Below are 24,173 nucleotides of genomic sequence, written 5' to 3'. Positions count from 1 at the left end.
AGGGTCATTCGGGTTTGGGCGAGCGGGCCATCAGGGCGGCCATCGCCACCTGCGGCTTGACGCCTTCGTGGCAGACGAGTTCGACCTGTTCGGTGATGGGCATCTCGACGTTGTTGCGGCGGGCGAGGTCGCGGATCGACAGGCAGCTCTTGACACCTTCGGCGGTCTGTTTGGTGGCGGCCTGGGCCTGTTCGAGGGTTTCGCCCCGACCGAGGTGTTCACCGAAGGTGCGGTTGCGCGACAGCGGCGACGAGCAGCTGGCGACCAGGTCGCCCATGCCGGCGAGGCCGGCGAAGGTGAGCGGGTCGGCTCCCAGGGCGACGCCGAGCCGGGAGGTCTCGGCCAGTCCCCGGGTGATCAGGGTGGCCTTGGTGTTGTCGCCGAGGCCCATGGCGGTGGCCATGCCGTACGCGAGGGCGATGACGTTCTTGACCGCGCCGCCCAGTTCCGTACCGATGACGTCGTCGTTGGTGTACGGCCGCAGGTACGGGGTGCTGATCGCCTTCTGGATCAGGGTGGCCCGGTCGGTGTCGGTGCAGGCGACGACGGTGGCGGCGGGCTGCTCGTCGGCGATCTCGGGGGCCAGGTTGGGACCGGAGACGACCGCGACCCGGTCAGCGGCCACCCCGGTGACCTCCACGATCACTTCGCTCATCCGCTTGAGGGTGCCGAGTTCGATGCCCTTCATCAGCGAGACGAGCGTCGAGTCGGGGGCGAGGTAGGGCACCCATTCGGCGAGGTTGCCGCGCAGGGTCTGCGACGGTACGGCCAGCACGACGATCTCCGCACCGTCGATGGCCTTCGGCGCGTCGGTGGTGGCGGTGATGCGGTCGGGCAGGCGTCGGCCGGGCAGGTAGTACGGGTTCATGCCGGTGCTGTTGATGGCGTCGGCGACGGTCTGGCGGCGGGCCCAGAGGCGTACGTCCCGACCGGCGTCGGCCAGTATCTTCGCGACGGCCGTACCCCAGGATCCTGCGCCGAGGACGGTGGCGGTTCCCTTCATGCCGCGCCGCCCGCAGTGTCTCCGGCGGGTCCGGCGTCTCCGCCCTCGCGACGGTCTCCGGTGGTGGTGGCCCGGGCGCCGGTGGTGTCGCGGCGCGCGTTGGGCGACCACAGCGGCGGGGGTGTGGTGCCTCGGACCTCGGCCAGCATGTCCCGCAACCGGAGCATCATCTCGTCTGTCATTTCGTCGAGGGTGGTCTTCGTGGGGGCGGCACCGGCCCAGCGCGTCAGGTCCACCGGCGGTCCGGCGACGACGGTCACCGGGATCCGGGGTCGCAGGTTCAGTTTCTTGGTGCGCGGGTCGAACATCTTCTCCGGCCCCCACATTGCGACCGGGATCACCGGCGCGTTCGTGGCCAGGGCCAGCCGGGCCGCGCCGGTTTTGCCCCGCATCGGCCATAGTTCGGGTTCCCGGGTGGTGGTGCCCTCCGGGTAGATCACCACCGTACCGCCGGCCCGCACCGCGGCGATCAGTGTCTCCAGGGACCGGGCCGCGTCGACGGTGCCCCGTTCCACCGGGATCTGCCGGGTCTTGTACAGCAGGCTGCCGATCACCGGCAGCCGGAAGAGGCTGGCCTTACCGAGGTACTGCGGCCAGCGGCCGGCGTCGTAGATGTAGTGCGCGGAGACCAGCGGGTCGGCGTGGGAGAGGTGGTTGGCCACGATGATGATGCCGGTGTCCTGGGCGAGATGTTCCATTCCGAGCCAGGTACGACGGGTCCAGATGTTCAGTGGTGGTTTGACCAGTGTCACGGCTAACCGTCGCCAGAATCCCAGCCTTCGCCGCGCCACGAATTCCCCCTCGTTCTGCCTCTGACCTCGCCAGCCGTCCGGCCGGCGACCGCCGCGGGCGTCGCCTCACGTCCGCAGCGAAATCATGCCTCCTTGCCCCGGGCACGGCCAGTGAGGGCCGTTCGCCGGGCTGGCAGGATTGCCCCGTGACCGAGCCGAACTGGACCGTGGTCGTGCCGGTGAAGCGGCTCGACATCGCCAAGAGCCGGCTGCGGGGCGCACTCGCCGGGGTGCCGCACGAGTCGTTGGCGCTGGCCCTTGCCCTGGACACGGTCAGCGCGGTGGTGGCCTGCCCGGTGGTGGCCGACGTGCTGGTGGTGACCGACGATCGTACGGTAGCTGCGGCGTTGCGGCCCCTGGGAGCGAGGGTGACGGCCGACCCTCCCGGAGCCGGCCTCAACCCGGCTTTCGCGCTGGGTGCGGCCCGGTCCGGCGGGGGCTGGGTGGCCGCGATGACCGCCGACCTGCCGGCGTTACTGCCGGCCGAGCTGGCGGTTGCGCTGCGGGCCGCCGCCGACGACCCCTCCCGGGTACGACGGTTCGTCGCGGACGCGCCGGGCTCGGGCACGACCCTGCTCACCGCGCCGCCCGGGGTGCCGTTGGATCCCCGGTTCGGCGACGGTTCGGCTGCCGCGCACGCCGCCTCCGGGGCGGTGGCGTTGACCGGGATCGGGCCGACCGTACGGCGGGACGTCGACACCCCGGCCGACCTGCTGGCGGTCGCCGCGCTCGGCCTGGGACGGCACACCAGCGCGCTGTTCGCCGGTTCTCCCCCGGTGTACGGTGCTGACATGCAGGGCACCGTGGCGACCTTCGACCCGCAGCTCCGTTGCGGCACACTGCTGCTCGACGACGGCACCGAGGTCGAGTTTCCGGCGACCGCGTTCGACGCCTCCGGTCTGCGGCTGCTCCGCCTCGGCCAGCGGGTACGCATCGAGCACGACGACGCCGGGCGGATGACCCGGATCACCCTGCCGACGTTCCACTGACCTCGGCAACGTCGACTTCGTTTCGCATTCATCTTCATCGGGTGATGATGGGCCGGTGAGTCGTCCGCCCGAAGATCCAGCCAGCGCCCCGGCTGCTCGACCGGTCACCGAGCCGGCTGTTGGGCCGGCGGCCGAGCCAGCTGTTGGGCCGGTCACCGAGCCAACCGTGCGGTTGGCCGCTCCCGCGCCGTTGCCGGAGGACCGGTTCCTCAACCGGGAGCTGTCCTGGCTGGATTTCAACGCCCGGGTGCTGGCGCTGGCCGAGGACCGGGACACTCCGCTGCTGGAACGGGCGAAGTTCCTGGCCATCTTCGCCAGCAACCTGGACGAGTTCTACATGGTCCGGGTGGCCGGTCTGAAACGACGCTGGCAGGCCGGGTTGCCGGTACGGGGCGGTGACCGGCTGCCCCCGCGTACGCAACTGGAGCTGATCGCCGCGAAGGCCGCCGACCTGGTCAACCGGCACGCCAGCTGTTTCACCGACGAGGTACTGCCCGGGCTGGCCGCCCAGGACATCCACCTGCCCCGCTGGGCGGAACTGGACGGGACCGAGCGGGACCGGCTGCGTACGTACTTCCGGGAGCAGATCTTCCCGGTGCTCACGCCGTTGGCCGTGGACCCGGCGCACCCGTTCCCGTACATCTCCAGCCGGTCGCTGAACCTGGCGGTGGTGGTCCGGGACCCGGCCGGCGGGCCGGAGTTGTTCGCCCGGGTCAAGGTGCCCAACAACGTGCCCCGCTTCGTCCGGGTCGGGCGGGACTCGCCGGGTACCCGGTTCCTGCCGGTGGAGGACCTGATCGCGGTCCACCTGGGGCAGCTGTTCTCCGGGATGCAGGTGGTCGAGTGCCACCTGTTCCGGGTGACCCGCAACGCCGAGGTGGAGGTGGACGAGGACCGCGACGAGGACCTGTTGCAGGCCCTGGAGCGGGAGTTGGCCCGACGCCGGTTCGGCCCACCGGTACGCCTCGAGGTGGCCGCCTCCATCTCCGACCACGTGCTGGAGTTGCTGCTGCGCGAACTGGACATGGATCCGCAGGATGTGCTGCGGGTGCCGGGCCTGCTGGACCTGTCGTCGCTGTGGCAGGTCTACGAGGAGTCGGATCGGCCGGACCTGAAGGACCGACCGTTCGTGCCGGCCACCCATCCCCGGCTGGCCGAGGGTGAGGTGCCGCGCAGCGTGTTCGCCACCCTGCGCGACGGGGACGTGCTCGTGCACCACCCGTACCACTCGTTCGCGACCAGCGTGCAACGCTTCGTGGAGCAGGCCGCCGCCGACCCGGACGTGCTGGCCATCAAGCAGACGCTGTACCGCACCAGCGGTGACTCGCCGATCGTGGACGCGCTGATCGAGGCCGCCGCCGCTGGCAAACAGGTGGTGGTGCTGGTGGAGGTGAAGGCCCGGTTCGACGAGGTGGCCAACATCGGCTGGGCGCGGATGCTGGAGCGGGCCGGCTGTCACGTCGTCTACGGCCTGGTCGGGCTCAAGACACATGCCAAGACCGCGCTGGTCGTACGGCAGGAGGGCGACTCGATCCGTCGGTACTGCCACATCGGCACCGGGAACTACCACCCGAAGACGGCCCGGCTCTACGAGGACTTCGGGATGCTGACCGCCGATCCGGAGGTCGGGGCGGACCTGACCGACCTGTTCAACGTGCTGACCGGCTACAGCCGGCAGACCTCGTACCGACGGCTGCTGGTCGCCCCGCACGGCGTACGACGTGGCCTGGTCGACCGGATCGAACGGGAGATCGCCTACACCCGACCGGACGCGCCGGGCCTGGTCCAGCTGAAGGTCAACTCCCTGGTCGACGAGGAGATCGTGGACGCGCTCTACCGGGCCTCCCGGGCCGGGGTGCACGTCGACCTCATCATCCGGGGCATGTGCACGCTGCGTCCCGGCGTACCGGGACTGTCGGAGAACATCCGGGTGCGTTCCATCCTCGGCCGGTTCCTGGAACATTCCCGGGTCTTCCGGTTCGGCAACGACGGTGACGCCGAGTTCTGGATCGGGTCGGCCGACCTGATGCACCGGAACCTGGACCGCCGGGTCGAGGCGCTGGTACGGGTGACCGATCCGGCTGCCCGTACGGAGTTGGACCAGGTGCTGCGGGCGGCCATGGATCCCGGGGTGGAGGCGTTCGAGTTGGCCGCCGACGGCAGTTGGCACCGACTGGCCGGAACGCCCGGGGCGCGGCTGACGCACCTACAGGACCTGCTGCTGCGCCGGGCGGTCGGGGACGGGGCATAGGCTGGTCGGGTGCGCGGATGCTGGGGGGCGAACGCGGTACCGGACCGGACGGTGGTGCGGGCCGCCGGCGGCGTGGTGTGGCGGCCCTCCGGTGACGGCGTCGAGGGTGACGGTGTCGAGGTCTGCCTGGTGCACCGCCCACGCTACGACGACTGGTCCCTGCCGAAGGGCAAGCTGGATCCGGGTGAGCCGGCGCTGCTGGCCGCCGTACGCGAGGTCGCGGAGGAGGCGGACGTCCGCGCGGTACCGCAGGTGCGGCTGCCCAGCGCGCGGTACGTCAGCGACGGGCGGCCGAAGGTCGTCGACTACTGGTCGCTGCGGGCGGTGGGGGCCGGTGGTTTCCAGCCGGACACCGAGGTCGACCTGTTGCGCTGGTTGCCGGTCGACGAGGCGGTACGCCTGGTCAGCTACCCGCACGACGCGACGGTGCTGCGGTCGTTCGCCGCACTCCCCCGGGTCACCGTGACGTTGGCGTTGCTCCGGCACGCCTCCGCCGGTCGGCGGGCCACCTGGTCCGGTCCGGACACCGCCCGCCCGCTGGACGACGTGGGGCGGGCACAGGCACTGGACCTGGCCCGGCTGGTGCCGCTGATCCAGCCGGTACGTCTGCTGTCCGCCTCGGCCCGCCGCTGCGTACAGACCCTGGATCCGGCTGCCGAGCGGCTCGATCTGCCGATCGAGGTGGACGGGGTGTTCGACGAGCCGGTTCCCGGTCAGCTCCGTACGGAGTGCGTCCTGGCCGCCGCCAGCCGGCTCGTCGAGTTGGCCGTCGCTGGTGAGCCGGTGGCGGTGTGCAGCCAGGGCAGGGTGATTCCGGGCGTACTGGCCCTGTTGGCCGGCTCAGCCGACGCCGGTGACGTCCCCGGTGCCGACGTCGGTGACGTCATCGGCCCGGACGCCGGGGCGGCGACACTGCCGGTGCCGCACGGGTTCGCCACCCCGAAGGGCGGCGGCTGGCTGCTGGCCTTCGCCGCCGACCGGTTGGTCGCTGCCGACCCGTGGTAGGCGTCGCCGCCCAATCCTGGTGGGTGCCGCCGCCGAACCCTGGTAGGCGTCGCTGCCCATCCCCGGTGGGTGTCGCTGCCGACCCCTGGTAGGCGTCGCCATTCAATCCTGGTGGCCGGGTCAGCACCCGCCACCGATGGCCAGGGTCACGGCGACGGCCAGGTGATCGGATGCGGTGCTACGTGGGGCCACGGCGTCGCGGGGCGTGATACCGCCGGAGACGAGGACGTGGTCGATCTGCCCGTGCGGCGCGTCCGCCGGGCTGGTGGGCAGGGGTCGGGCATCGGCAAGCGCGTCGACCAGGTCGGCCCGGATGAACTCGGCGAACGCCGGTTCTCCCGGTTCGGTGTTCAGGTCACCGGCCACGACCAGCGGTCGGCACCCGGCGTACCCGGTGGCGAAGCTGGCCACCGCGCGGGCCTGCACCACCGGCCCTTCGTCGGGCGGGGGTTGCAGGTGGGTGGAGACGACCACCAGTTCCCGGCCGTCGAGGTCGAGGGTCACGGCCAGCGCCTGCGCTCCGGTGGGTGCGCCGACGGCGGGCAGCGCCCGGGTCTCGGCATGCCGTACGGGGATCCGGGTCAGTACGGCGTCGCCCCAGACCGGGTCGGCGGCCGGCGCGAAGACGTACGGCAGGTCCAGTCGCCGGGCCAGCAGTGCCAGGGTGTCGTGTCCGCCGTTGAGCAGCCAGGCCCGGTCGACCTCGCTGAGTACCACGACATCGGGTTTCTCCCCGGCGACGACGTCGACCAGTCCGGCCAGGTCGAAGCGCCCGTCCAGACCGAAGCCCATCCGGATGTTGTAGGCGACCAGCCGGATCGGGTCGGCTGCCGACCGGGGGGCCGGATCGTCGGAGTCACCCGGGATCTGGACCGCTCCGAGCACGGTGAGGGCGGTGAGGGCGGCGGCCAGCCGACCGGCCCGCCCACCTGCGGCCATGGAAGCCGCCCGCCGCAGGGCGGGACTGGGCGTATCCCGGGCCGCTCCGGGTGCGGGTCGTGACGCCTGGACGGCGACGAGGCCGGCGACTGCCACGGGTGCCCAGCCGTTGGGGTAGCCCAGGTCGTAGGCGGCGTAGTAGGCGATGGCTGCGACGACGAAGACGAGCATGCCGCCCGCCGCCGCGTAGCTCCGCCGTCGTGCCGCAACGGATCCGGCGGGTGCCGGCTCCCCGGTGGTCGCCCCGGCCAGGGCCAGGCAGGCGCCGAGACCGGCGGCGGTGAGCAGGATCGCCGGTGCCAGCGCCGGTATCCAGCCGATGGCGAACAGGAGTACGCCGACGACCAGCGCCAACGGCCCCCACCAGCGGGTGGATCGGTGCGGCCGGGACAGGGCGGTCAGGACGAACAGTCCGACGGCCAGCCCGATCAGGGTTCCCTCCGGCAGGCCCCACCCACCCGTCGACTCGGCCAACCGCCGGGTCGGGGCACCGAACAGGTACGACGTCGTTGCGCCGGCCAGCGCGGGCGACAGTGCCACCATGCCGCTGAGCAGCACCGTTGGGCCGACGAGAAGCCAGCTGCGGGCCTGCACGACCGCCGGCCAGGTATCGGCCACCCCAGCGGAATCTTCGGCGTCAGCGGCGCGTACCGGCTGCGTCGGGGTGCGGGCCTGCGCGGCCACCAGCAGCCCGACCAGCACCACGCTGACCGTCCAGGCCGCCCATCCCCCGCGCCAGACCAGGTCGTACGTCCCCAGCACGGTGTGCGCGATCGTGCCGAGGGCCAGCCCCAGCACCAACCCGGGCACCGGCCGTACGGTCGTGTGGGCGGTCGCCGTGAGCCAGACCAGTCCCGCCAGCAGCCCGACACTGGCAAGGTAGAGCTGCAACTGTCCGCCCGGCGTGGCGGTCAGCGCGAGCCGGGCGACAGCCAGCACGACCACGGCGGTCAGGGCGACCGGTCCGGCACCGGTCCGCCGGAGCAGCGCCGGGACGGCCAACGGCAACAGGAACCACAGCAGGGCGAAGGCCCCCATCAGTTCGGCCGGCGTGGACGCGGCCTGCCCGAAGATGGTGATGATGGCGGGCAACCAGACCCGCAGAATGTCCACGAGGACGAGAACACCCAGGCAGACTGCAACATTGGCGGTGGCGGGACGGCGCATCGACACTCCCTGCGGTGGGGGGCGTGAGTTGCCGGCGATTCTCGATGTCCCGGTCGGTCAGGTCAATGGCTCCACCGGAAACCGCAGTCTGAGCGCGGAGATGGTGCCGGTGGCATGGCGAAGGGCGCCCACCGGAGCCGGTGGACGCCCTTGGGTACGGCTGATTCAGCGCTTCGCCGCGGCCTTCTTGGTCGCGGTCTTCTTGGCTGGAGCCTTCTTGGCCGCCGTGGTGGTCTTCGCCGCGGTGGTCTTCTTGGCCACCGTGGTCTTCTTCACCGCCGCCTTCTTGGCCGGCGCGGTCTTGGCGGTGGTCACCTTCTTGGTGGTGGTCTTGGCGGCTGCCTTGGTCGGGGCCGCCTTCTTGGTGACCGTCTTCTTCGCCGCCGCCTTGGTGGCGGTCGTCTTCTTGGCCGCGGCGGTCTTGGCGGGGGCCTTGGCCGCGGTGGTCTTCTTCGCCGCTGCCGTCGCCGCAGCGGTGGTCTTCTTGGGTGCGGCTGCGGTCTTGGGTGCCTTACCGCTGGCGACCATCTCCTTGAACCCGGCGCCCGGCCGGAAGGTCGGCACGGATGTCTTTTTGACCTTCACCGCCTCGCCGGTACGCGGGTTGCGCGCTGTTCGCGGGCCGCGTACGCGCTTTTCGAACACTCCGAATCCGGTGATCGCCACGCGGTCGCCCTTGGTGACCGCGGCCTGAACCTCGGTGAGGACCGCGTCGAGCGCCGCCGTCGCCGCCTTACGATCCCCCAGGCGTACGGCGAGAGCCTCGATGAGCTCGGCCTTGTTCACGACTTCCTCCCATATGTGCAACTAGACTCAACGCGAGCCATTCTGCGCGCACGGTATGCCCTGTGCCACCAGGACACAAACATCTTCCGGAAAAAAGTCGTTGTGTCGTAAAGGATTCGCCCCCGCCGGTACAACCGACGGGGGCGAAAAAGGCTCTGCGGCAGGCGTACGGACTATCTCACAACCGGCAGGAAGGGGAGTCGACCCTGCTCGTAGGAGGTGATGAACGCCTCATGGCGGAGGGTGAGTCCAATGTCATCCAAGCCTTCCATCAGCCGCCAACGACTGAAGTCATCGATAGGGAACGACCAGCTCGAACCGCCTGCCCGGACCTCCCGGGCAGCCAGATCGACCGCGATCTGCGTGGTCGGGTCAGCTTCCACCAACTCCCACAATTGCTCGATGACATTCAATTCAAGCTCTACTGGTAAGAGTCCTTCCTTCAGAGCGTTCCCCCGGAAGATGTCACCGAAACGTGGGGAGAGGACGGCCCGGAACCCCCAGTCCCGCAGCGCCCAGACAGCGTGCTCCCGCGACGACCCGGTACCAAACTCGGGACCGGCCAACAGGATCGAAGCACCGGAATATGAATGATCATTGAGTACGAATGCCGGGTCTTCCCGCCATGCGCTGAAGAGCCCGTCGGCAAAGCCGGTTCTGGTTACCCGCTTGAGATACACGGCCGGAATGATCTGATCCGTATCCACATTGGAGCGACGGAGCGGGACTGCGGAACCGGTGTGAACGGTGAACTTTTCCATTGATATCTGCCCCTCACAGATCGGCCGGAGCGGCCAGCCGGCCGGCCACGGCGGTGGCGGCGGCGACCGGCGGGGAAACCAGGTGGGTACGCCCACCCCGGCCCTGCCGGCCCTCGAAGTTTCGGTTGGAGGTGGAGGCGGACCGCTGCCCCGGCGTGAGCGTGTCGGGGTTCATTCCCAGGCACATCGAGCACCCGGCGAACCGCCATTCGGCGCCCGCCTCGGTGAACACCCTGTCCAGCCCCTCGTTCTCGGCGGCGGCCCGTACGGCGGCGGAGCCAGGCACGACCAGCATCCGTACGCCGTCGGCGACCCTGTGCCCGCGCAGCACGTCGGCGGCGGCGCGTAGGTCCTCCAGCCGCCCGTTGGTGCACGACCCGACGAAGACCACGTCGACCGGGACGTCACGCAGCGGCGTACCGGGCCGGAGGTCCATGTACTCCAGGGCCCGCGTGGCGGCGGTCCGCTCGGCCTCGGTGTCGAAGTCGCTCGGGTCCGGCACCACCGAGTTCAGCGAGGTGCCCTGACCCGGGTTGGTGCCCCAGGTGACGAATGGGCTGATCTGGCTGGCGTCGAGGACGACCTCGGTGTCGAAGGTGGCGCCCTCGTCGGTGGGCAGGGTGCGCCAGTACTCCACGGCGGCGTCCCAGTCGGCCCCCTGGGGCGCGTTGGGGCGGCCCTTGAGGTACTCGAAGGTGGTCTCGTCCGGCGCGATCATGCCGGCCTTGGCGCCCCATTCGATGGACATGTTGGCGATGGTCATCCGGCCCTCCATGGAGAGCTTGCGGATCGCCTCACCCCGGTACTCCACGATGTGGCCGCGACCGCCACCGGTGCCCACCTGGGCGATCAGCGCCAGGACGAGGTCCTTGGCGGTGACCCCCGGCCCGAGTTCGCCGGTGACCGTGACCGCCATGGTCCTCGGCCGGATCTGCGGCAGCGTCTGGGTGGCCAGGACGTGCTCCACCTCGCTGGTGCCGATGCCGAAGGCGAGCGCTCCGAACGCACCGTGGGTGGCGGTGTGCGAGTCCCCGCAGACGATGGTCAGGCCGGGCTGGGTCAGCCCCAACTGTGGCCCGATCACGTGCACGATCCCCTGGTTCTCGTCGCCGAGCGGGTGGATCTTGACCCCGAACTCGGCGCAGTTGCGGCGCAGTGTCTCGATCTGCGTACGCGAGGTCGGGTCGGCGATGGTCAACAGATCCCCGCGCCGGCTCTGGAACGCCGGGTCGGCGTAGCCGGTCGGGGTGTTGTGGTCCTCGGTCGCCAGGGTCAGGTCCGGTCGCCGTACCTGACGATCGGCCATCCGCAGACCGTCGAAGGCCTGCGGGCTGGTGACCTCGTGCAGGAGGTGCAGGTCAATGAAGAGCAGGTCTGGTTCACCCTCGGCGGATCGCACCACGTGGGCATCCCAGACCTTCTCGGCCAGGGTCCTCGGCGATGCCGCCTTCGATGTGACTCCCACCATCTGGACATCCTAAATTCTGGGAGGTATGTTTCGGCTTGTGGGACACAGTATGAGCGGTGTCGGCGTTCTCGACAAGGCGGTGGTCATCCTGGCCGCCTGCGTCGACGGCGCCAGCCTGGCCGAACTCGTCGAGCGCACGAAGCTGCCGCGGGCCACCGCGCACCGGCTGGCACAGGCGCTGGAGATCCATCGCATGCTGGTACGGGACACCCAGGGACGCTGGCGGCCGGGCCCCCGCCTCGGCGAACTGGCCAACGCCGCGCCTGACGTGCTGTTGACCGCAGCCGAGCCCCTGCTGGCGGCGCTACGTGACGCCACCGGCGAGAGTGCCCAGCTCTACCTGCGGCGGGCCGACGAGCGGGTCTGTGTGGCCGCGGCGGAACGCGCCAGCGGGCTGCGGGACACCGTCCCGGTCGGCTCGGTGCTGCCGATGACCGCCGGGTCCGCCGCACAGGTCCTGCTGGCCTGGGAGCCGCCGGAGGCGGTGATGCCACTGCTGCCCCGCTGCAAGTTCACCGGTCGCACCCTCGCCGAGGTACGGCGACGCGGCTGGTCGCAGAGCGTTGCCGAGCGGGAGGCCGGTGTGGCCAGCGTCTCAGCGCCGATCCGCGACCGGACCGGCCGGGTGATCGCCTCGATCAGCGTCTCCGGCCCGATCGAGCGCCTGGGCCGCCGGCCGGGTGACCGGCACGCGATGGCGGTCGTCCGGGCCGGTCAACGGCTCAGCGGCCTCTAGCCCGCCACTCCCCGGGCCGCACCGGGTCCCGGTTCACTCGACGCGGCCGTCGGAGCCGACCGCCCATCACCGGTTCGGCTTCCCCCGGTCAGCCGCACGTCATCGTGCCCCCGGCACGGCCCGGCGATTACGCCAAAGGGCCGCGCCGGGGGCACGTCACGTCATACGCTGACCATCGAGACGTAGCAGGCCCGGACCAGCCGACCGCCAGGCTCGGACAGCCGACCACGCTGCGGGCTGCACCGACGGAGCGCGGGCGGAACGGGCCCGGCAGCACGACAGGCTGCGCGACGCCGACGAAGAGTGGTCCGGTGAAAAAGGAAGCGGCCCGTGCCACCGAGGTGACACGGGCCGCCAGTTGTAGCCCCGACCGGATTCGAACCGGCGCTACCGCCTTGAGAGGGCGGCGTCCTAGGCCACTAGACGACGGGGCCAGGACTTGCTTTGTGTTGCTGGTGTTGCCTTTGTTGCTCTCCTGCTGCTGCCGAACTCTATCAGAGTCCAGCAGCACCGATGTTCTTGGGGAGCATCGGTGGCTGGGGTACCAGGACTCGAACCTAGACTAACTGAACCAGAATCAGTCGGGCTGCCAATTACCCCATACCCCAGTGGCGCTCTTCAGTGCCGAAAAGAACTTTACCGGACCCGGTTCACGGGCACCAAATCGGCTCCGAAGAAACCCGCTGACCTGCGAAAACGCGTCGAATCAGCCGGCTTGGCACGCCGAAACGGTCACGCCGCGCGGACCACGGGATTCGACAAACTGCCGATCCCCTCGATACGCACCGTCACCGTATCCCCGTCGGTCAGCGGGCTAATCCCCGCCGGGGTGCCGGTCAGAATCACGTCCCCGGGCAGCAAGGTCATCACGTGTGAGATGTACGACACCAGCGTCGGCACGTCGAAGACCATGTCCTTGGTCCGGCCGAGCTGGCGTACCTCCATCTCCTCCGGTTTGCGGCCCACCTCGCAGCGCACCTCCAGGTCGCTCACGTCGAGCCCGGTGACGATCCACGGGCCGATCGGGCAGAACGAGTCGAAGCCCTTGGCCCGGGTCCACTGCCCGTCGGCGCGTTGCAGGTCCCGAGCGGTCACGTCGTTGGCGCAGGTGTAGCCGAAGATCGCCTTGCTGGCGGTCGCCCGGTCGGCACGCCGCGCCCCCGGTGGCCCGATCACCACCGCGAGTTCGGCCTCATGGTCGACGTGCTGACTCTGTAGCGGCAGCCGGATGGCGTCCCGGGGCCCGACCACCGACGTCGACGGCTTGAGGAACAGCAACGGTTCGGTCGGCACCTCGGCGGACTGCTCCGCCGCGTGCTCCACGTAGTTACGGCCGACGCAGACGACCTTGCTGGGCAGGATCGGCGAGAGCAGCCGTACGTCGGCCAGCGCCCACCGCGCGGAGGTGAACCGGATCTCGCCGAACGGGTGGCCCTCGATCTCGGCGATGGTCAGCCCCTCGGGGCCGGCCTCCGGCTCCCCCTCGACGACCCCGAACGACATTCCCTTGGCATGAGCAAAACGAGCGATACGCACCCAGCCAATCTAGTCTCACCTGCCCCGATCGACCGCCACCACCACCTGCGCCCCGCCCGGGTCGGGGCACGATACCCGACCCGACCCGACCCGGACGCAGTTCGTTCCTTCCCCGGTGACGCGGCGTCACCCCGACCTAGCGTGCGGCTTGGGAGGTCTCGTTTGTCATGCCTGTATCGAAGCGTTCATGCACGGTCGCGGCAGCAATCGTCGGCTACCTTCCGGCACTGCTGCCGGCCCTGATGATCCTGGTAGCCGAACCGGCCACCGCCGCCGCGACCAGATCCGCAACGGCCCACCCGGCGGTCACCGCCCCGGTGGCAGCCCCGATGGCGGTCGTCACATCGGCAGCCCCAATGGTCACCGTCGCGGTGACCCCGGTCGGAGCCGCCTCACCGACCTACCGGATCGACGTCCGCAACAGCGGTGACAGCACCGTGGGCACCACCGTCCGGCAGGAGTTGCCCCAGCGGGTCGCCCCGACCGGGATCAGCAACGGCGGTCAGGCGACCGCCCCGAACGGTCCGGACCGGGGTACCGAGGTGAGCTGGCAACTGCAACTCGGTGCCCACGACGCGATGAGTCTGACCACCGTCCTGGCTCCGACCGTCGACAGCACCCCGGTCACCGCTCCGGCCTGCGCCTTCGCCATCGGCGGGGACACCCCGTACGACTGTGCGACCGCGACCTGGGACGCGGCGGTGATGAACCCGGCCGCACCGGCCCCACCGCCGTGGTGGCGACACCCCGCCGTACTCGGTGGTGCCGTGGTGGCGCTGCTGGTGCTGGCCGTGCTGAGCTGGTTGGGCTACCGGATCTGGAACCGTCGGACCATCCTGCGCCGGGCGGCCAGCCGCCAGCGCTCCGGTGTCGCGGTCTACGACCCGAACGCGACCCGTGGCACCCTCTATCCACGGCCCGCCGCTCCCCGGCCCAGGGCACGGCGCAGACCGCCGGCCTGGCTGGCCGTCGGGGTGGCGATCGCGATCCTCGGTGGCGTGGTCGCCGGGGCGGTCTGGACCGCCACCGCACGGGTGAGCGCGATGCAGACCGACCGGCAACCGTCCAACGGTGCGTGGATCGGCCAGAGCAGGACCGGCCCGGTCGGCGCGCCGCTACAGGAGTCGGCGTTCGAGTTCACCGTCTACCGGGTGTCCTGCCCGCCCGGCACGCAGCACTGCCAGGCCACCGTCGGCCTACGAAACCTCACGCAGGAGAAACAGACCTGGTACGGCGCGCTGCAACGGGCGTACCTGCCCGACGGCAACTGGGTCGGTGCCGACGAGGCCGCCACCCGGGCCGCCAACCAGGGTCGGGATCTGTTCTCCACGCCGGTGCCGGCCGGTGGCCGACTGCTCTTCCCACTGGTGTTCAACACCGCCGGGCGGGAGCTACCGACCCAGCTCGAACTGCGCAGTGCGGTCTTCTCCGCCGGGGTCCGGGTCGACGTGACGTAGCCCGCCGCCCGGCGGGTGGCTGCGGTGGTGGGGACGGACGACTGCCGCGGTGGCGGTCGTACGCTGGACCGGTGACCGCCGCCACCACCCGTACCGCCGTTCTCGATGCGCCGACCTGGCAGACCCGCCGGCAGGCCCACGAGCAACGGGTGGATGCCTGGTTGGCCCCGCACCTGCAACGGCGACGCAGCGGCGTCAAGCATCCGGTCGAGGACTTCCTGTTCACCTACTACTCGCACCGGCCGGCACAACTGCGTCGCTGGCATCCGGGGGCCGGGGTGACGCTGCGGGACGCGGATCCGGCCGAGTTCGGCCGGGACTACCGGGAGACGTCCGTCGGGCTCACGCTCGACACCGACGGGGTACGCCAACGTCGCGCCGACTCGATCGCGTGGATCCGCGCACTGCTGGTGGCGACGGCCGGGCGGCCGGCCCAGTTCGGCTGCTTCGGAATGCACGAGTGGGCGATGGTCTACCGGCAGACCCAGGAGGAACTGCGGCACAACGCGTGGCCGCTGCGGCTCAGCCCGGCGGAGACGGCCCGGACGGTGGAGGTCAACCGGGTCCGGTGCAGTCACTTCGACGCGTACCGCTTCTTCACCGAACCCGCCCGGCCGCTCAACCTGCTCAATCCGACCCGGGAGACGCAGCACGACAACGAGCAGCCGGGCTGTCTGCACGCGAACATGGATCTCTACCGGTGGGCGTACAAGCTGTCCCCGTTGGTGCCGAGCGAGCTGGTGGCCGACGCGTTCGCCCTGGCCCGGGACGTCCGTACCCTCGACATGCAGGCCAGTCCGTACGACCTGGCCGCCCTGGGCTATCCACCGGTACGGGTGGAGACGGCGGCGGGCCGGGCCGAGTACGTCGCCGCACAACGTGACTTCTCCGATCGGGCCACACCGCTGCGCACGCGCCTGATCGCGGAGTGCGACCGGCTCGTGGACGCCTCGGACGGGTGAGCCATGTCGCGTCGAGGACGCCTAGGCTGCGAACCCATGACGAGCGCACGGCCCTGGGTACGCGGAGAACTTCCCTGGATCCGTTCAGGGCCGCTGTTCCGGGTCCACCTGGAGGCGGTCCCGGCACTCGACGCGTTCCTCGACCGCTGGTCGTACCGAAGGGTTGAGCTGGACGGGCGGCGGATGACCTCCCGCACCGAAGCACACACCGAGCTCAGCCGGGCGTTCGGCTTCCCTGCGTACTACGGGAAGAACTGGGACGCCTTCAACGACTGTTTCGGCGACTACGTGCTGGAGAATGCCGGGTCCTTGGTCGCGGTGGTCTGGACCGACATCGAGTCGGCTGCGAAAGCTGCCCCGGCGACGACGGCCGAGGTCGCGTGGGCGCTCCTGGAGTGCGGCCACGGATGCATGTCCTCGCTCGACCCTGCCGCTGGACCTGCCTTGTCGCTGGATGTGTTCGTGATCGGAGCCGGTCAGGACTTCGACCGCCAGCGGTGAGTGTGCACCTGAGCTGAATGGGCGGGCCTCTACCGGGACGTGCTGCTAGGCCGCAACCGCCGGGACGTTCACCAGGGTGACGCCGGTGGCCTCGTCGACGATCGCCACCCGTACCGCGTCCGGCTCGTAGCGCAGCCGGGGTACGGCGAACACGGCGGTGGCCAGTCGGCCCTGGTAGCGGGCCGCGTGGCAGACGATCCGCCACTCGTCGTCGTCCCAGTGCTCCCGGACGTCCGAGCTGATCAGGGCGGCGACCCGGCGGTACGCCTCGCTCTGCTGAAGCTGGTGCACCGTGGCCAGCAACGGTATGCCGGTGCCGCCGGCGAGTGGGTTGGTCAGCCGGACCCGGAGCTGGCGCAGCGGCACCAGCCAGGCCTGATCGAGTTCCGGGGACAGTACGACGACCGCCGCCGCCTCGACCAGCAGGATCGTCGTACCGGCCAGCGGACGGCCGGTGAGGGCGGTCAGCCAGCTGCCCTGGGCCAGCATGGCCAGCAGGCCGGCGACCACCAGCAGGCCGGCTCGGGCGAATCCACGCCAGGACACCGGGGCGGACCGGGCACCGAGGCAACCGCACGAGGAGGTCGGGGCCGCCTTGGCCGCGTAACCGAGGTAGCCGAGGAAGCCGAGGGCCAGTCCGGTCGCCGCGACCGCCTCCGCTGTCAGCGTGGGTGGCAGCAGCAGGAGCGCGCCGAGAGTGAGTTCGACCCCACCGAGCACCCGGTACGCGGGCACCACGCGTTCGTCACCGACGAGTCGGGCCAGCGCCGACCGGCGGGCCCCGGTTGCGGCGTACCGGCTGAGCAGCTTCCCCTGGGCGGACCAGAGCAGCACCGCTCCGATCAGCAGGGGCTGTAGTGCCGCGATCATCGCAAGCATGGGAAGTCTCTCCTCCTTGGTCGTCGGTGGTGGTCGGAGGCCCGGGCGGACAGGGCAGGGGGCTTGGGCCACAGTGGGCGGGTGCCGGTGGGCGTGGCACCCGCCCGGGGTGGCGACGGTCAGGCTGCGGCGTAGACGGTGGCGATGTCGATCTCGTTGGTGTCCGGATGCCAGGCCCCGATCACCTGGACGTGCTTTCCGACGCGCAGCAGCGACACGTCGGAGATGGCCGGGGTGCCGTTGTAGACGGCGGCCGTGGTGCCGGGCACGACGTGACCGACGATCCGCTGGCCACGGTGGTCGAGGTGGACCAGGTTGCGCCCGACCGAGGTGATGTGCGCCTGGAGGTTGACGATGTTCACCCAGATCGAGTCTGCGGCCAGGGTGCCGTCGGGCAGGCGTAGTCCCCGTACGTACATCCCGTCGCCGATGGCGATGTTGTCGAAGGTGGTGGGGCGCAGCTTCCAGATGCTCGTGCCGTCGGTGACCCGGATCGAGTGCAGTACGGTGTCCGAGCCGGTCAGCAGCAACATGCTTCCGGTCACCTTGCTGACCCGTCCCTCGGCGAAGTTGGGATCCGGTGCCCCGGGTTCCACCAGCACCGGATCGGCGGCGAAGGCCGCTTCGGGGGCGAGGGAGCCGAGCGCGGTGGCACCGACGATGCCGGCCCCACCGAGTACGGCCGTGCTGAGCAGTCGGCGGCGGTCCATGGTGACGTCCATTGCGGGCCCTCCTTCCTGTTCAGACGACGTCGACGGAGCAGGGCCGCAGCCCGGTGGAGAGGCTGGCGATGGCGCTGTAGGCCGCCGGGGTCAGGTCGATGATGCGGTTGCTTCCGCACACCGAGCCGCAGCAGCTGCGCTCGCCGCAGAACAGGTCGGTCTGCGGGCCGCAGTCGGCGATCGTGGTGCCGACCCGCGCACCGGTGCAGGGGTTGGTGGTGTAGTGCCGGAATCCGCAGGTCCGCCGGCTCAGGGGGACGCCGCAGACGTCCGGGCGGGTGATGGCCCAGCAGGCGTCGGAGGTGTTCGGCCAGGCGTGCTGGTAGCTGCCCGAGTTGCAGGTGCCACACGCACCACGGCCGGTCGTGCCACACGGCCCCCATGCGGTGCCGCAGCAGAACCATGACATCTCGCCGGTCACGGCTGCCATGGGTGCCTCCCTTCAGAGTTCAATAGAACAACGTCTATCTATATCGATTAACATTGTTGCGACGGATTCCAACGAAGTCAAACCTGTCGATGGAAGGTTTCCTACATGCCGGCCCGGGTGGGCCGGTAGCGTCAGATGTCGTGACCATCGACCTGGGCGGCCACACCGTCAGGGCGTGGCGAAACGCGATCTTCGCGATCTTCGCGCTGACCGGGATCGGTCTGTCGAGCTGGGTTTCCCGTACCCCGGCCGTCCGCGACGCCCTCGACGCCTCCACCGCCCGGATGGGCTGGATCATCTTCGGGCTCGCTGCCGGCTCGATCGTCGGCCTGACCACGTCGAGCCACGTACTGGCCCGCATCGGCGGCCGACGCACCATCCTCATCGCACTGCTGCTGGCCTCGGTGGGACTCGCCGTCGTCGGCATCGGGGCGCTGGCCACCGCCACGGCCATCGTCATCACCGGACTGGCCCTCTTCGGCGCCGGCTACGGGCTGTGCGACGTCGCGATGAACGTGGAGGGGGCCGCCAACGAACACGCGCTGGACCGCACGATCATGCCGCTGTTCCACGCCTCGTTCAGTGTGGGCACGATGATCGGGGCGGGGCTCGGCACCATCGCCGAGTTCACCCGGGTACCGGTGATCGTGCACCTGGGCCTGGTCGCGGTGGTCATCGCCGGCACGACCGTCGTCACCGTACGCTTCCTTCCGCGCAACGCGGGCGAACAGGACCCGGAGCAGGCCGACGAGGAGCCGGTCAGCCCTCGTACCAGGCTCGCCGTCTGGCGGGAACCGCGAACGCTCCTCATCGGCGTGATCGTCCTCGGCCTGGCCTTCGCCGAAGGCTCCGCCAACGACTGGCTCACCCTGGCGATGGTCGACGGACACGACGTCAGCAACGCCATCGGGTCGCTCGTCTTCGGCATCTTCGTCGCCGCCATGACGTTGGGGCGCATAGTCGGCGTGAAACTCCTGGACACCTACGGCCGGGTACGCGTACTGCTGGCCTCGGCCGCCTGCGCGGTAACCGGCCTCGCGATCGTGATCTTCGTACCCAGCGCTACGGTGGCCACCGCCGGAGTCGTCCTCTGGGGGCTGGGCTCCGCGCTCGGCTTCCCGGTCGGCCTGTCGGCGGCGGCGGACGAACCCCGGCTCTCCGCCGCCCGGGTCAGCGTCGTCGCCACGATCGGCTACGTCGCCTTCCTGGCCGGTCCGCCGGCACTCGGCTTCCTCGGGGAACGGGTCGGACTCCTGCACGCGTTCATCGCCGTACTGGTCTTCGCCGCGCTCGCCGGTCTGGCCTCACCCGCCGCCCGGCCGATCGGCACCCAGACCCCGCACGAACGGTAGGCCAGCGCCCGTCCGTCGCCCGACTGCTAGAAAGGCCGGATGGCACACGTAGCCGAAGTCGCAACCCGGGCCGCCGCGAAGCAGCTGGCCGAATCCACCGCCGACGTCGTCGGCTCCCGGACCCGGTCGGTGATACTGCACGGCTCCCTGGCAGCCGGCGACTTCCGTCCCGGCCGAAGTGACATCGACCTGCTCGCCGTCATCGACGGCGCGCTGTCGGATCCGCAGATCGACGCGTTGGCGGACCTGGTACGCCACGCCGACGTCGGTGACGCCAGCGGCGTGGACCTGCATGTCGTGACCGCCGGTGTCGCCGGCTCGCCGACCCGGACGCCACCGATGGAGCTACACGTCGGTCGGTACGACGACTCCACCATCGGGTTCGAGATCGAGCCCCGGGTGGCCGCCAGCCCGGACCTGCCGGCCGAGTTGGCAATGGCTCGCGCGGACGGCCACAACCTGATCGGCGCGAGGCCCCGTGACACGATCGCGCCGATACCGGTGGAGTGGCTCCACCAGCGTGGCAGGTACTGGTTGACCACCTGGCAATCGCTCGTCGACGACTCGGAGGACGCCGCGCACATGGTGCTCACCGCCTGCCGGATCTGGCGGTTCGCGGTCGAGGGTGCGCACTGCTCCAAGGGTCAGGCCGCCTCGTGGGTGCTCGGCCGGGACCCGTCACTGACGGCGGTCCGCCAGGCATTCCACCAGTACGCGACCGATCCGGAGGCGTCGATCGACCAGGACGGCATAGCCCGGGTGCTGGAAACCGTGCTCCGCGAGACGGCGCGGATGCAGTGACGGACACGGCCCGGGGGCAGTAACGGACACGGCCCGGGTGCAGTGACGGACACGGCCCGAACGCAGTAACGGGTTGCTCCGGGCGCGGTCCTGCCGAGGGTCGTAGCAACGGGCGTACACCGTCAATCGCCGTCCGCACGGCGAAGCCGCTTCGTCTCGCCACGTCGCTTCTTCTCGGCGATCCGCCGTTCCTTGGCCGCCTTCGACGGCCGGGTGGGGCGACGCGGGGGCGGTGGCGGTGCCACCGCCTCGCGTAACAGCGCCGCCAGCCGGTCCCGGGCCGCCTCCCGGTTGGCCAACTGGGCCCGGTGCTCACTGGCGGTCACCGTGAGTGTGCCGTCCACCAGCCGACCGGCCAGCCGTTCCACTGCCCGGTCCCGCAGTTTCGCCGGTAGGACTGCGGAGCCCGCCAGGTTCCAGGACAGCTCGGCGCGCGAGTCCGTGGTGTTGACGCCCTGCCCGCCCGGACCGGACGAACGGGAGAAGCGCCAGTTCAACTCCGCGCCCGGAATCACCAGGCGTTCGTTGACACGCAGATCGTCGGCCATGTGCTGAGGCTAGTTCCGTCCCGGCTGCCGCTGCTCAGCCGCCCGCGTCGACATTGGTCAGCCGCCCTTGCCGATGATGGTGTCGGCGACCTGCTGCGCCTGCTCGATCGGGATGGCGAAGCCGATCCCGATCGACCCGTTGCCGTCGATGGTGGCGATCGCGGTGTTCACCCCGACCACCTCACCCCGGGCGTTGACCAGTGGCCCGCCCGAGTTCCCCGGGTTGATCGAGGCGTCGGTCTGCACCGCCGTGTGCTGGTTGTCGCCCAGGCGTACCTGCCGGTCCAGGGCACTGACGATGCCGGCGGTGACCGTACCGGGCAGGCCGAGCGGCGAGCCCACCGCCAGCACCGGCTCCCCCACCCGGGTCGAGCCGCGCTTGGCCAACGGCAACGGGGTCAGCCCCACCGACGGGGGCACCCGCAGGACGGCGATGTCGCTGCTGGAGTCGCGGCCCACCACCCGCGCGGTGACCTGCCTGCCGTCGGGTGCCTCCACCTGGACCGTCGGGCCCTTGCCCCGGGCCACGATGTGGTCGTTGGTGACGACATGCTGCTGGTCGTCGATGGCGAATCCGGATCCGGTGGCGGTTCCACTGCCCCCGGTGACCCTGATCGACACGACACCCGGCACCACCTGGGCGGCAGCCGCGATGAGGTCGGCCGGCGTACCGGCGGCCTTGGTGGAGGCGGCCGGGGCCACCCCGTCCAGGCCTGCGACGTACCCGCCGGCCACCGCGCCGGATCCGACGGACAGGGTCACCACGGCCAGCGCGGCCAGCAGCCGCTGCCGCCAGCGGGTGGCACTGTCCGGGACCACGGTCCCATCCGGTACGTCGAATCGGCCGTTCCCGCTCCCCTGGTCGAGGTCGGGTGAGATGAACCACGGGCCGCGGGGTTCGCCCAAACCGGTCTGTACTGCCATCCGCGCACTCCTTCTCGGCTCACTCCTGGTCAAACTGCTCAGCTGACTTCCCCCTGTCGCTCAGCTGACTTCCCCTCGCATCGCTGAGCTCACTTCCTCCCGCCGTCGAGATCAGGGCAGACGCGAGAACCAGGCCATCGACCCGGTTGCCGCCGCCATGGCCAGCAACAGCCCGAACCCGATGAACCGGGCAGATATGTCCTGCCGTTCGATGCGATAGCCCACGGACGTGCCGATGTCCTCGTATACGGCCCGTAGCTCGGCGCTCGAACCGGCCTCGTGGTAGCCCCCGCCGGTCTCCTCGGCCACCGCCTTCAGGGTCTGCCCGTCCACCGGCACCCGGATCGGTCGGCCGCCCCGTTCCACATGGCCGTCGGGTGTGCCGAACGAAATGGTGTGCACCGGCACCTTCACCGCCAACGCGTCGGCCGCTGCCGCCAGCGGGTCCCGGCCGGAGGTGTTCGCCCCATCGGAGAGCAGGACGATCCGTGCCGGCGGCGGGTCCTTCGCCGCCCGGGCGTCCAGTGACTTCACCGCCTGTAGGGAGGTGTTTATCGCCTCCCCGATGGCGGTGCCCTGCACCCCGGTGGTGCCCTCGGCCAGCCGCCGGATCCCGGTGTGCAGTGCCTTGCGGTCCGTACCGGGTGGGACCAGCACCGCCGCGCTGCCGGCGAACGCCACCAGCCCCACGTTGAACTCCTTGGGCAGGCTGTCGACGAACCTGCGGGCGGCCACCTTCGCCGCCGCCAGGCGGTCCGGTTCCACATCGGTGGCCAGCATCGAGGTGGACACGTCCACGGCCACCATCACGGTGGCCCGTTCCCGGGGTACCTTCACGTCGGCGTGCGGCCGGGCGAAGCCCACCACCAGAAACGCCAGCATCGCCAGGAACAGGCTCGCCGGCAGAGTCCGGCGCCAGGCCGGACGTTTCGGCGCGACCCGGTCCAGCAGTCGCAAATTGGTGAAGCGTACGGCGTACCGGCTGCGTCGCCGTTGCATCAGCACGTACGCCACACCGACCGCGACGACACCCAGCAGCAGCCACAGACGTCCGGGAGATTCCCAGGTCACACCCCACCTCCGAGTTCTGCCCGGGAACGTCCCCGGACCGCCCCCGCCAGCCGTCGCTGACCGTGGACGTGTCGCACGATGTCGGCGGCCCAGTCCCGGTCGGTACGCAGCGACAGGTGGGCGGCTCCGGCCCGGCGGATCGCCGCCCCGACCAGTTGGCGCTGCTCGATCGAGGCGGCGGCGAACCGCTCCCGCAGCCGGGGATCGCCGGTGGACACCTCCCGGCGCTGTCCGGTCTCCGGGTCGACCAGCGTGATCAGTCCGACGTCGGGCAGCTCCAGCTCACGCGGATCGGTCACCTCGACGGCCAGCACCTGATGCCGGCTGGCCATCCGCCGCAGCGGCCGTTCCCAGCTCGGCGCAGTGAGGTCGCTGTCGGGTAGCCCGTCCAGGAAGTCGGAGACCACGACGACCAGGCCCCGACGGGTCAGCGCCCGACGCAGACTCTCGATGGCACCGGCCAGGCCGGGTCCCGGTGTTGGCGGTCGACCTGCGGCTGCCCACGCCGGTAGCCGACCGTCGCCCCTGGCCTCGGGGCCAGCGGCACCCGGTGCGCCGACATCCGTGTCGCCGCGTGGGGCGGCCATCAGTGCCCGCAGCAGGTTGAGCAGATGGTTCCGACCGGTCCGGGCCGGGAACCTCCGTACCTGATCGGCACCGGCCAGGTACGCACCGAGCCGGTTCCCGGCACCCGCGGTGAGGAACCCGACCGCCGCCACCGCGGCCACCGCCAGTTCCCGTTTCTCCAGGTCGGCCGTGCCGAAGTCCATGCTCGGTGAGGCGTCGACCAGCAGCCAGGTGGAGAGTTCCCGGTCGGCGTCCACCTCCCGTACGTGCGGCGTCATGGTGCGAGCGGTCACCGCCCAGTCCATCCTGCGTACCTCGTCCTCGCCGGGTCGGTACTCCCGACTGCCGGCGAACTCGCTGCCGGCACCGGGCAGCAGGCCCTGGTGCTGGCCGTGCAGCAGACCGTCGAGCCGCCGGGCGACGGTCAACTCCAGCCGGCGGAGCCGGTGCTCCGGGGCGAGATCCCGCAGTGTCGGATCTCCGATGACAGCGGGACGCCGCGCGTCCCCCGGGCCCTGCCCGGCACT

General features: G+C 70.7%; 22 protein-coding genes, 2 tRNA genes and 1 pseudogene. 9 read left to right on the top strand and 16 right to left on the bottom strand.

From position 1 onward, the window contains the following. Window positions 1-4: 4 nt before the first annotated feature. The gene (locus ACFQ4H_RS10725) at window positions 5-1,003 is read right to left on the bottom strand and encodes an NAD(P)H-dependent glycerol-3-phosphate dehydrogenase (protein ID WP_377569703.1); all 999 of its coding nucleotides are present in this window, start codon (window positions 1,001-1,003) and stop codon (window positions 5-7) included. Beyond that, a complete protein-coding gene (locus ACFQ4H_RS10720; protein ID WP_377569701.1) occupies window positions 1,000-1,794 on the bottom strand; it encodes a lysophospholipid acyltransferase family protein in 795 nt (264 codons plus the stop codon). The genes ACFQ4H_RS10725 and ACFQ4H_RS10720 overlap by 4 nt, the downstream gene beginning before the upstream one ends. Window positions 1,795-1,940: 146 nt before the next feature. On the opposite strand from ACFQ4H_RS10720, the pseudogene cofC reads away from it, so the two are divergent. From cofC to ACFQ4H_RS10700, 3 genes and pseudogenes are all read left to right on the top strand, one after another. Further along, window positions 1,941-2,573 (top strand): annotated as a pseudogene (gene cofC, locus ACFQ4H_RS10715) (2-phospho-L-lactate guanylyltransferase); the annotation flags it as partial. Window positions 2,574-2,838: 265 nt separating this feature from the next. Next, the gene (locus ACFQ4H_RS10705) at window positions 2,839-5,034 is read left to right on the top strand and encodes an RNA degradosome polyphosphate kinase (protein ID WP_377569700.1); all 2,196 of its coding nucleotides are present in this window, start codon (window positions 2,839-2,841) and stop codon (window positions 5,032-5,034) included. 9 nt (window positions 5,035-5,043) lie between these two features. Further along, window positions 5,044-6,039, top strand: a complete 996-nt coding sequence (locus tag ACFQ4H_RS10700) for an NUDIX hydrolase (protein WP_377569698.1) — start codon at window positions 5,044-5,046, stop codon at window positions 6,037-6,039. 120 nt (window positions 6,040-6,159) lie between these two features. Here the strand turns inward: ACFQ4H_RS10700 and ACFQ4H_RS10695 are convergent, their stop codons facing one another. The 4 genes from ACFQ4H_RS10695 to leuC all read right to left on the bottom strand — a co-directional run bounded on the left by ACFQ4H_RS10695 (window position 6,160) and on the right by leuC (window position 11,160). Further along, window positions 6,160-8,145, bottom strand: a complete 1,986-nt coding sequence (locus ACFQ4H_RS10695) for an endonuclease/exonuclease/phosphatase family protein (RefSeq protein ID WP_377569696.1) — start codon at window positions 8,143-8,145, stop codon at window positions 6,160-6,162. A 165-nt stretch (window positions 8,146-8,310) separates the two neighbouring features. Further along, window positions 8,311-8,931: an HU family DNA-binding protein gene (locus tag ACFQ4H_RS10690; RefSeq protein WP_377569694.1), complete on the bottom strand. Its 621-nt coding sequence runs from the start codon at window positions 8,929-8,931 to the stop codon at window positions 8,311-8,313. 173 nt (window positions 8,932-9,104) lie between these two features. Continuing rightward, on the bottom strand, window positions 9,105-9,692 hold the full coding sequence (gene leuD / locus ACFQ4H_RS10685; RefSeq protein WP_377569692.1) for a 3-isopropylmalate dehydratase small subunit: 588 nt from the start codon (window positions 9,690-9,692) through the stop codon (window positions 9,105-9,107). A gap of 13 nt (window positions 9,693-9,705) precedes the next feature. Continuing rightward, window positions 9,706-11,160: a 3-isopropylmalate dehydratase large subunit gene (gene leuC / locus ACFQ4H_RS10680; protein ID WP_377569691.1), complete on the bottom strand. Its 1,455-nt coding sequence runs from the start codon at window positions 11,158-11,160 to the stop codon at window positions 9,706-9,708. 49 nt (window positions 11,161-11,209) lie between these two features. Between leuC and ACFQ4H_RS10675 the strand changes: the two genes are divergently transcribed. Continuing rightward, the gene (locus ACFQ4H_RS10675; RefSeq protein ID WP_377569689.1) at window positions 11,210-11,896 is read left to right on the top strand and encodes an IclR family transcriptional regulator; all 687 of its coding nucleotides are present in this window, start codon (window positions 11,210-11,212) and stop codon (window positions 11,894-11,896) included. Between the two features lie 361 nt (window positions 11,897-12,257). Here the strand turns inward: ACFQ4H_RS10675 and ACFQ4H_RS10670 are convergent. From ACFQ4H_RS10670 to ACFQ4H_RS10660, 3 genes are all read right to left on the bottom strand, one after another. Next, window positions 12,258-12,330 (bottom strand) — tRNA-Glu (locus tag ACFQ4H_RS10670). Between the two features lie 99 nt (window positions 12,331-12,429). Next, window positions 12,430-12,504 (bottom strand) — tRNA-Gln (locus ACFQ4H_RS10665). Window positions 12,505-12,628: 124 nt separating this feature from the next. Continuing rightward, window positions 12,629-13,432: a fumarylacetoacetate hydrolase family protein gene (locus ACFQ4H_RS10660; RefSeq protein WP_377569687.1), complete on the bottom strand. Its 804-nt coding sequence runs from the start codon at window positions 13,430-13,432 to the stop codon at window positions 12,629-12,631. Between the two features lie 167 nt (window positions 13,433-13,599). Here ACFQ4H_RS10660 and ACFQ4H_RS10655 point away from each other — a divergent pair, with 167 nt between their 5' ends. The 3 genes from ACFQ4H_RS10655 to ACFQ4H_RS10645 all read left to right on the top strand — a co-directional run bounded on the left by ACFQ4H_RS10655 (window position 13,600) and on the right by ACFQ4H_RS10645 (window position 16,352). Beyond that, window positions 13,600-14,889 carry a hypothetical protein gene (locus ACFQ4H_RS10655; protein WP_377569686.1) on the top strand — a complete coding sequence of 430 codons (1,290 nt, stop codon included), beginning with the start codon at window positions 13,600-13,602 and terminating at the stop codon, window positions 14,887-14,889. Between the two features lie 71 nt (window positions 14,890-14,960). Beyond that, entirely contained in the window at window positions 14,961-15,851 is an 891-nt protein-coding gene (locus ACFQ4H_RS10650; RefSeq protein ID WP_377569684.1) for a 3-methyladenine DNA glycosylase, read from the top strand. Between the two features lie 36 nt (window positions 15,852-15,887). Next, a complete protein-coding gene (locus tag ACFQ4H_RS10645; RefSeq protein ID WP_377569683.1) occupies window positions 15,888-16,352 on the top strand; it encodes a barstar family protein in 465 nt (154 codons plus the stop codon). A 45-nt stretch (window positions 16,353-16,397) separates the two neighbouring features. On the opposite strand, the gene ACFQ4H_RS10640 is transcribed toward ACFQ4H_RS10645, so the two are convergent. The 3 genes from ACFQ4H_RS10640 to ACFQ4H_RS10630 all read right to left on the bottom strand — a co-directional run bounded on the left by ACFQ4H_RS10640 (window position 16,398) and on the right by ACFQ4H_RS10630 (window position 18,383). After that, a complete protein-coding gene (locus tag ACFQ4H_RS10640; RefSeq protein ID WP_377569681.1) occupies window positions 16,398-17,231 on the bottom strand; it encodes a MauE/DoxX family redox-associated membrane protein in 834 nt (277 codons plus the stop codon). Between the two features lie 119 nt (window positions 17,232-17,350). Continuing rightward, a complete protein-coding gene (locus ACFQ4H_RS10635; RefSeq protein ID WP_377569680.1) occupies window positions 17,351-17,953 on the bottom strand; it encodes a cell wall protein in 603 nt (200 codons plus the stop codon). A gap of 19 nt (window positions 17,954-17,972) precedes the next feature. Beyond that, a complete protein-coding gene (locus ACFQ4H_RS10630; protein WP_377569678.1) occupies window positions 17,973-18,383 on the bottom strand; it encodes an RlpA-like double-psi beta-barrel domain-containing protein in 411 nt (136 codons plus the stop codon). A gap of 140 nt (window positions 18,384-18,523) precedes the next feature. Here ACFQ4H_RS10630 and ACFQ4H_RS10625 point away from each other — a divergent pair, with 140 nt between their 5' ends. Next, window positions 18,524-19,735 (top strand): MFS transporter, encoded by a 1,212-nt coding sequence (locus ACFQ4H_RS10625; protein WP_377569677.1) that lies wholly within the window; start codon window positions 18,524-18,526, stop codon window positions 19,733-19,735. Window positions 19,736-19,774: 39 nt separating this feature from the next. Continuing rightward, window positions 19,775-20,536: an aminoglycoside adenylyltransferase domain-containing protein gene (locus ACFQ4H_RS10620; RefSeq protein ID WP_377569675.1), complete on the top strand. Its 762-nt coding sequence runs from the start codon at window positions 19,775-19,777 to the stop codon at window positions 20,534-20,536. A 122-nt stretch (window positions 20,537-20,658) separates the two neighbouring features. On the opposite strand, the gene arfB is transcribed toward ACFQ4H_RS10620, so the two are convergent. From arfB to ACFQ4H_RS10600, 4 genes are all read right to left on the bottom strand, one after another. Beyond that, the gene (arfB, locus tag ACFQ4H_RS10615) at window positions 20,659-21,084 is read right to left on the bottom strand and encodes an alternative ribosome rescue aminoacyl-tRNA hydrolase ArfB (protein ID WP_377569674.1); all 426 of its coding nucleotides are present in this window, start codon (window positions 21,082-21,084) and stop codon (window positions 20,659-20,661) included. 57 nt (window positions 21,085-21,141) lie between these two features. Beyond that, entirely contained in the window at window positions 21,142-22,008 is an 867-nt protein-coding gene (locus ACFQ4H_RS10610) for a S1C family serine protease (protein WP_377569673.1), read from the bottom strand. 111 nt (window positions 22,009-22,119) lie between these two features. Continuing rightward, window positions 22,120-23,079 carry a VWA domain-containing protein gene (locus tag ACFQ4H_RS10605; protein WP_377569672.1) on the bottom strand — a complete coding sequence of 320 codons (960 nt, stop codon included), beginning with the start codon at window positions 23,077-23,079 and terminating at the stop codon, window positions 22,120-22,122. Next, window positions 23,076-24,131: a DUF58 domain-containing protein gene (locus tag ACFQ4H_RS10600; protein WP_377569741.1), complete on the bottom strand. Its 1,056-nt coding sequence runs from the start codon at window positions 24,129-24,131 to the stop codon at window positions 23,076-23,078. The genes ACFQ4H_RS10605 and ACFQ4H_RS10600 overlap by 4 nt, the downstream gene beginning before the upstream one ends. Between the last annotated feature and the right edge of the window lie 42 nt (window positions 24,132-24,173).

Source organism: Micromonospora sonneratiae (assembly GCF_042679305.1).
Taxonomy (GTDB): Bacteria; Actinomycetota; Actinomycetes; order Mycobacteriales; family Micromonosporaceae; genus Micromonospora_H; species Micromonospora_H sonneratiae.
The sequence above is the reverse complement of the archived record's forward strand: the minus strand, read 5'-3'. Positions and strand labels throughout refer to the sequence as shown.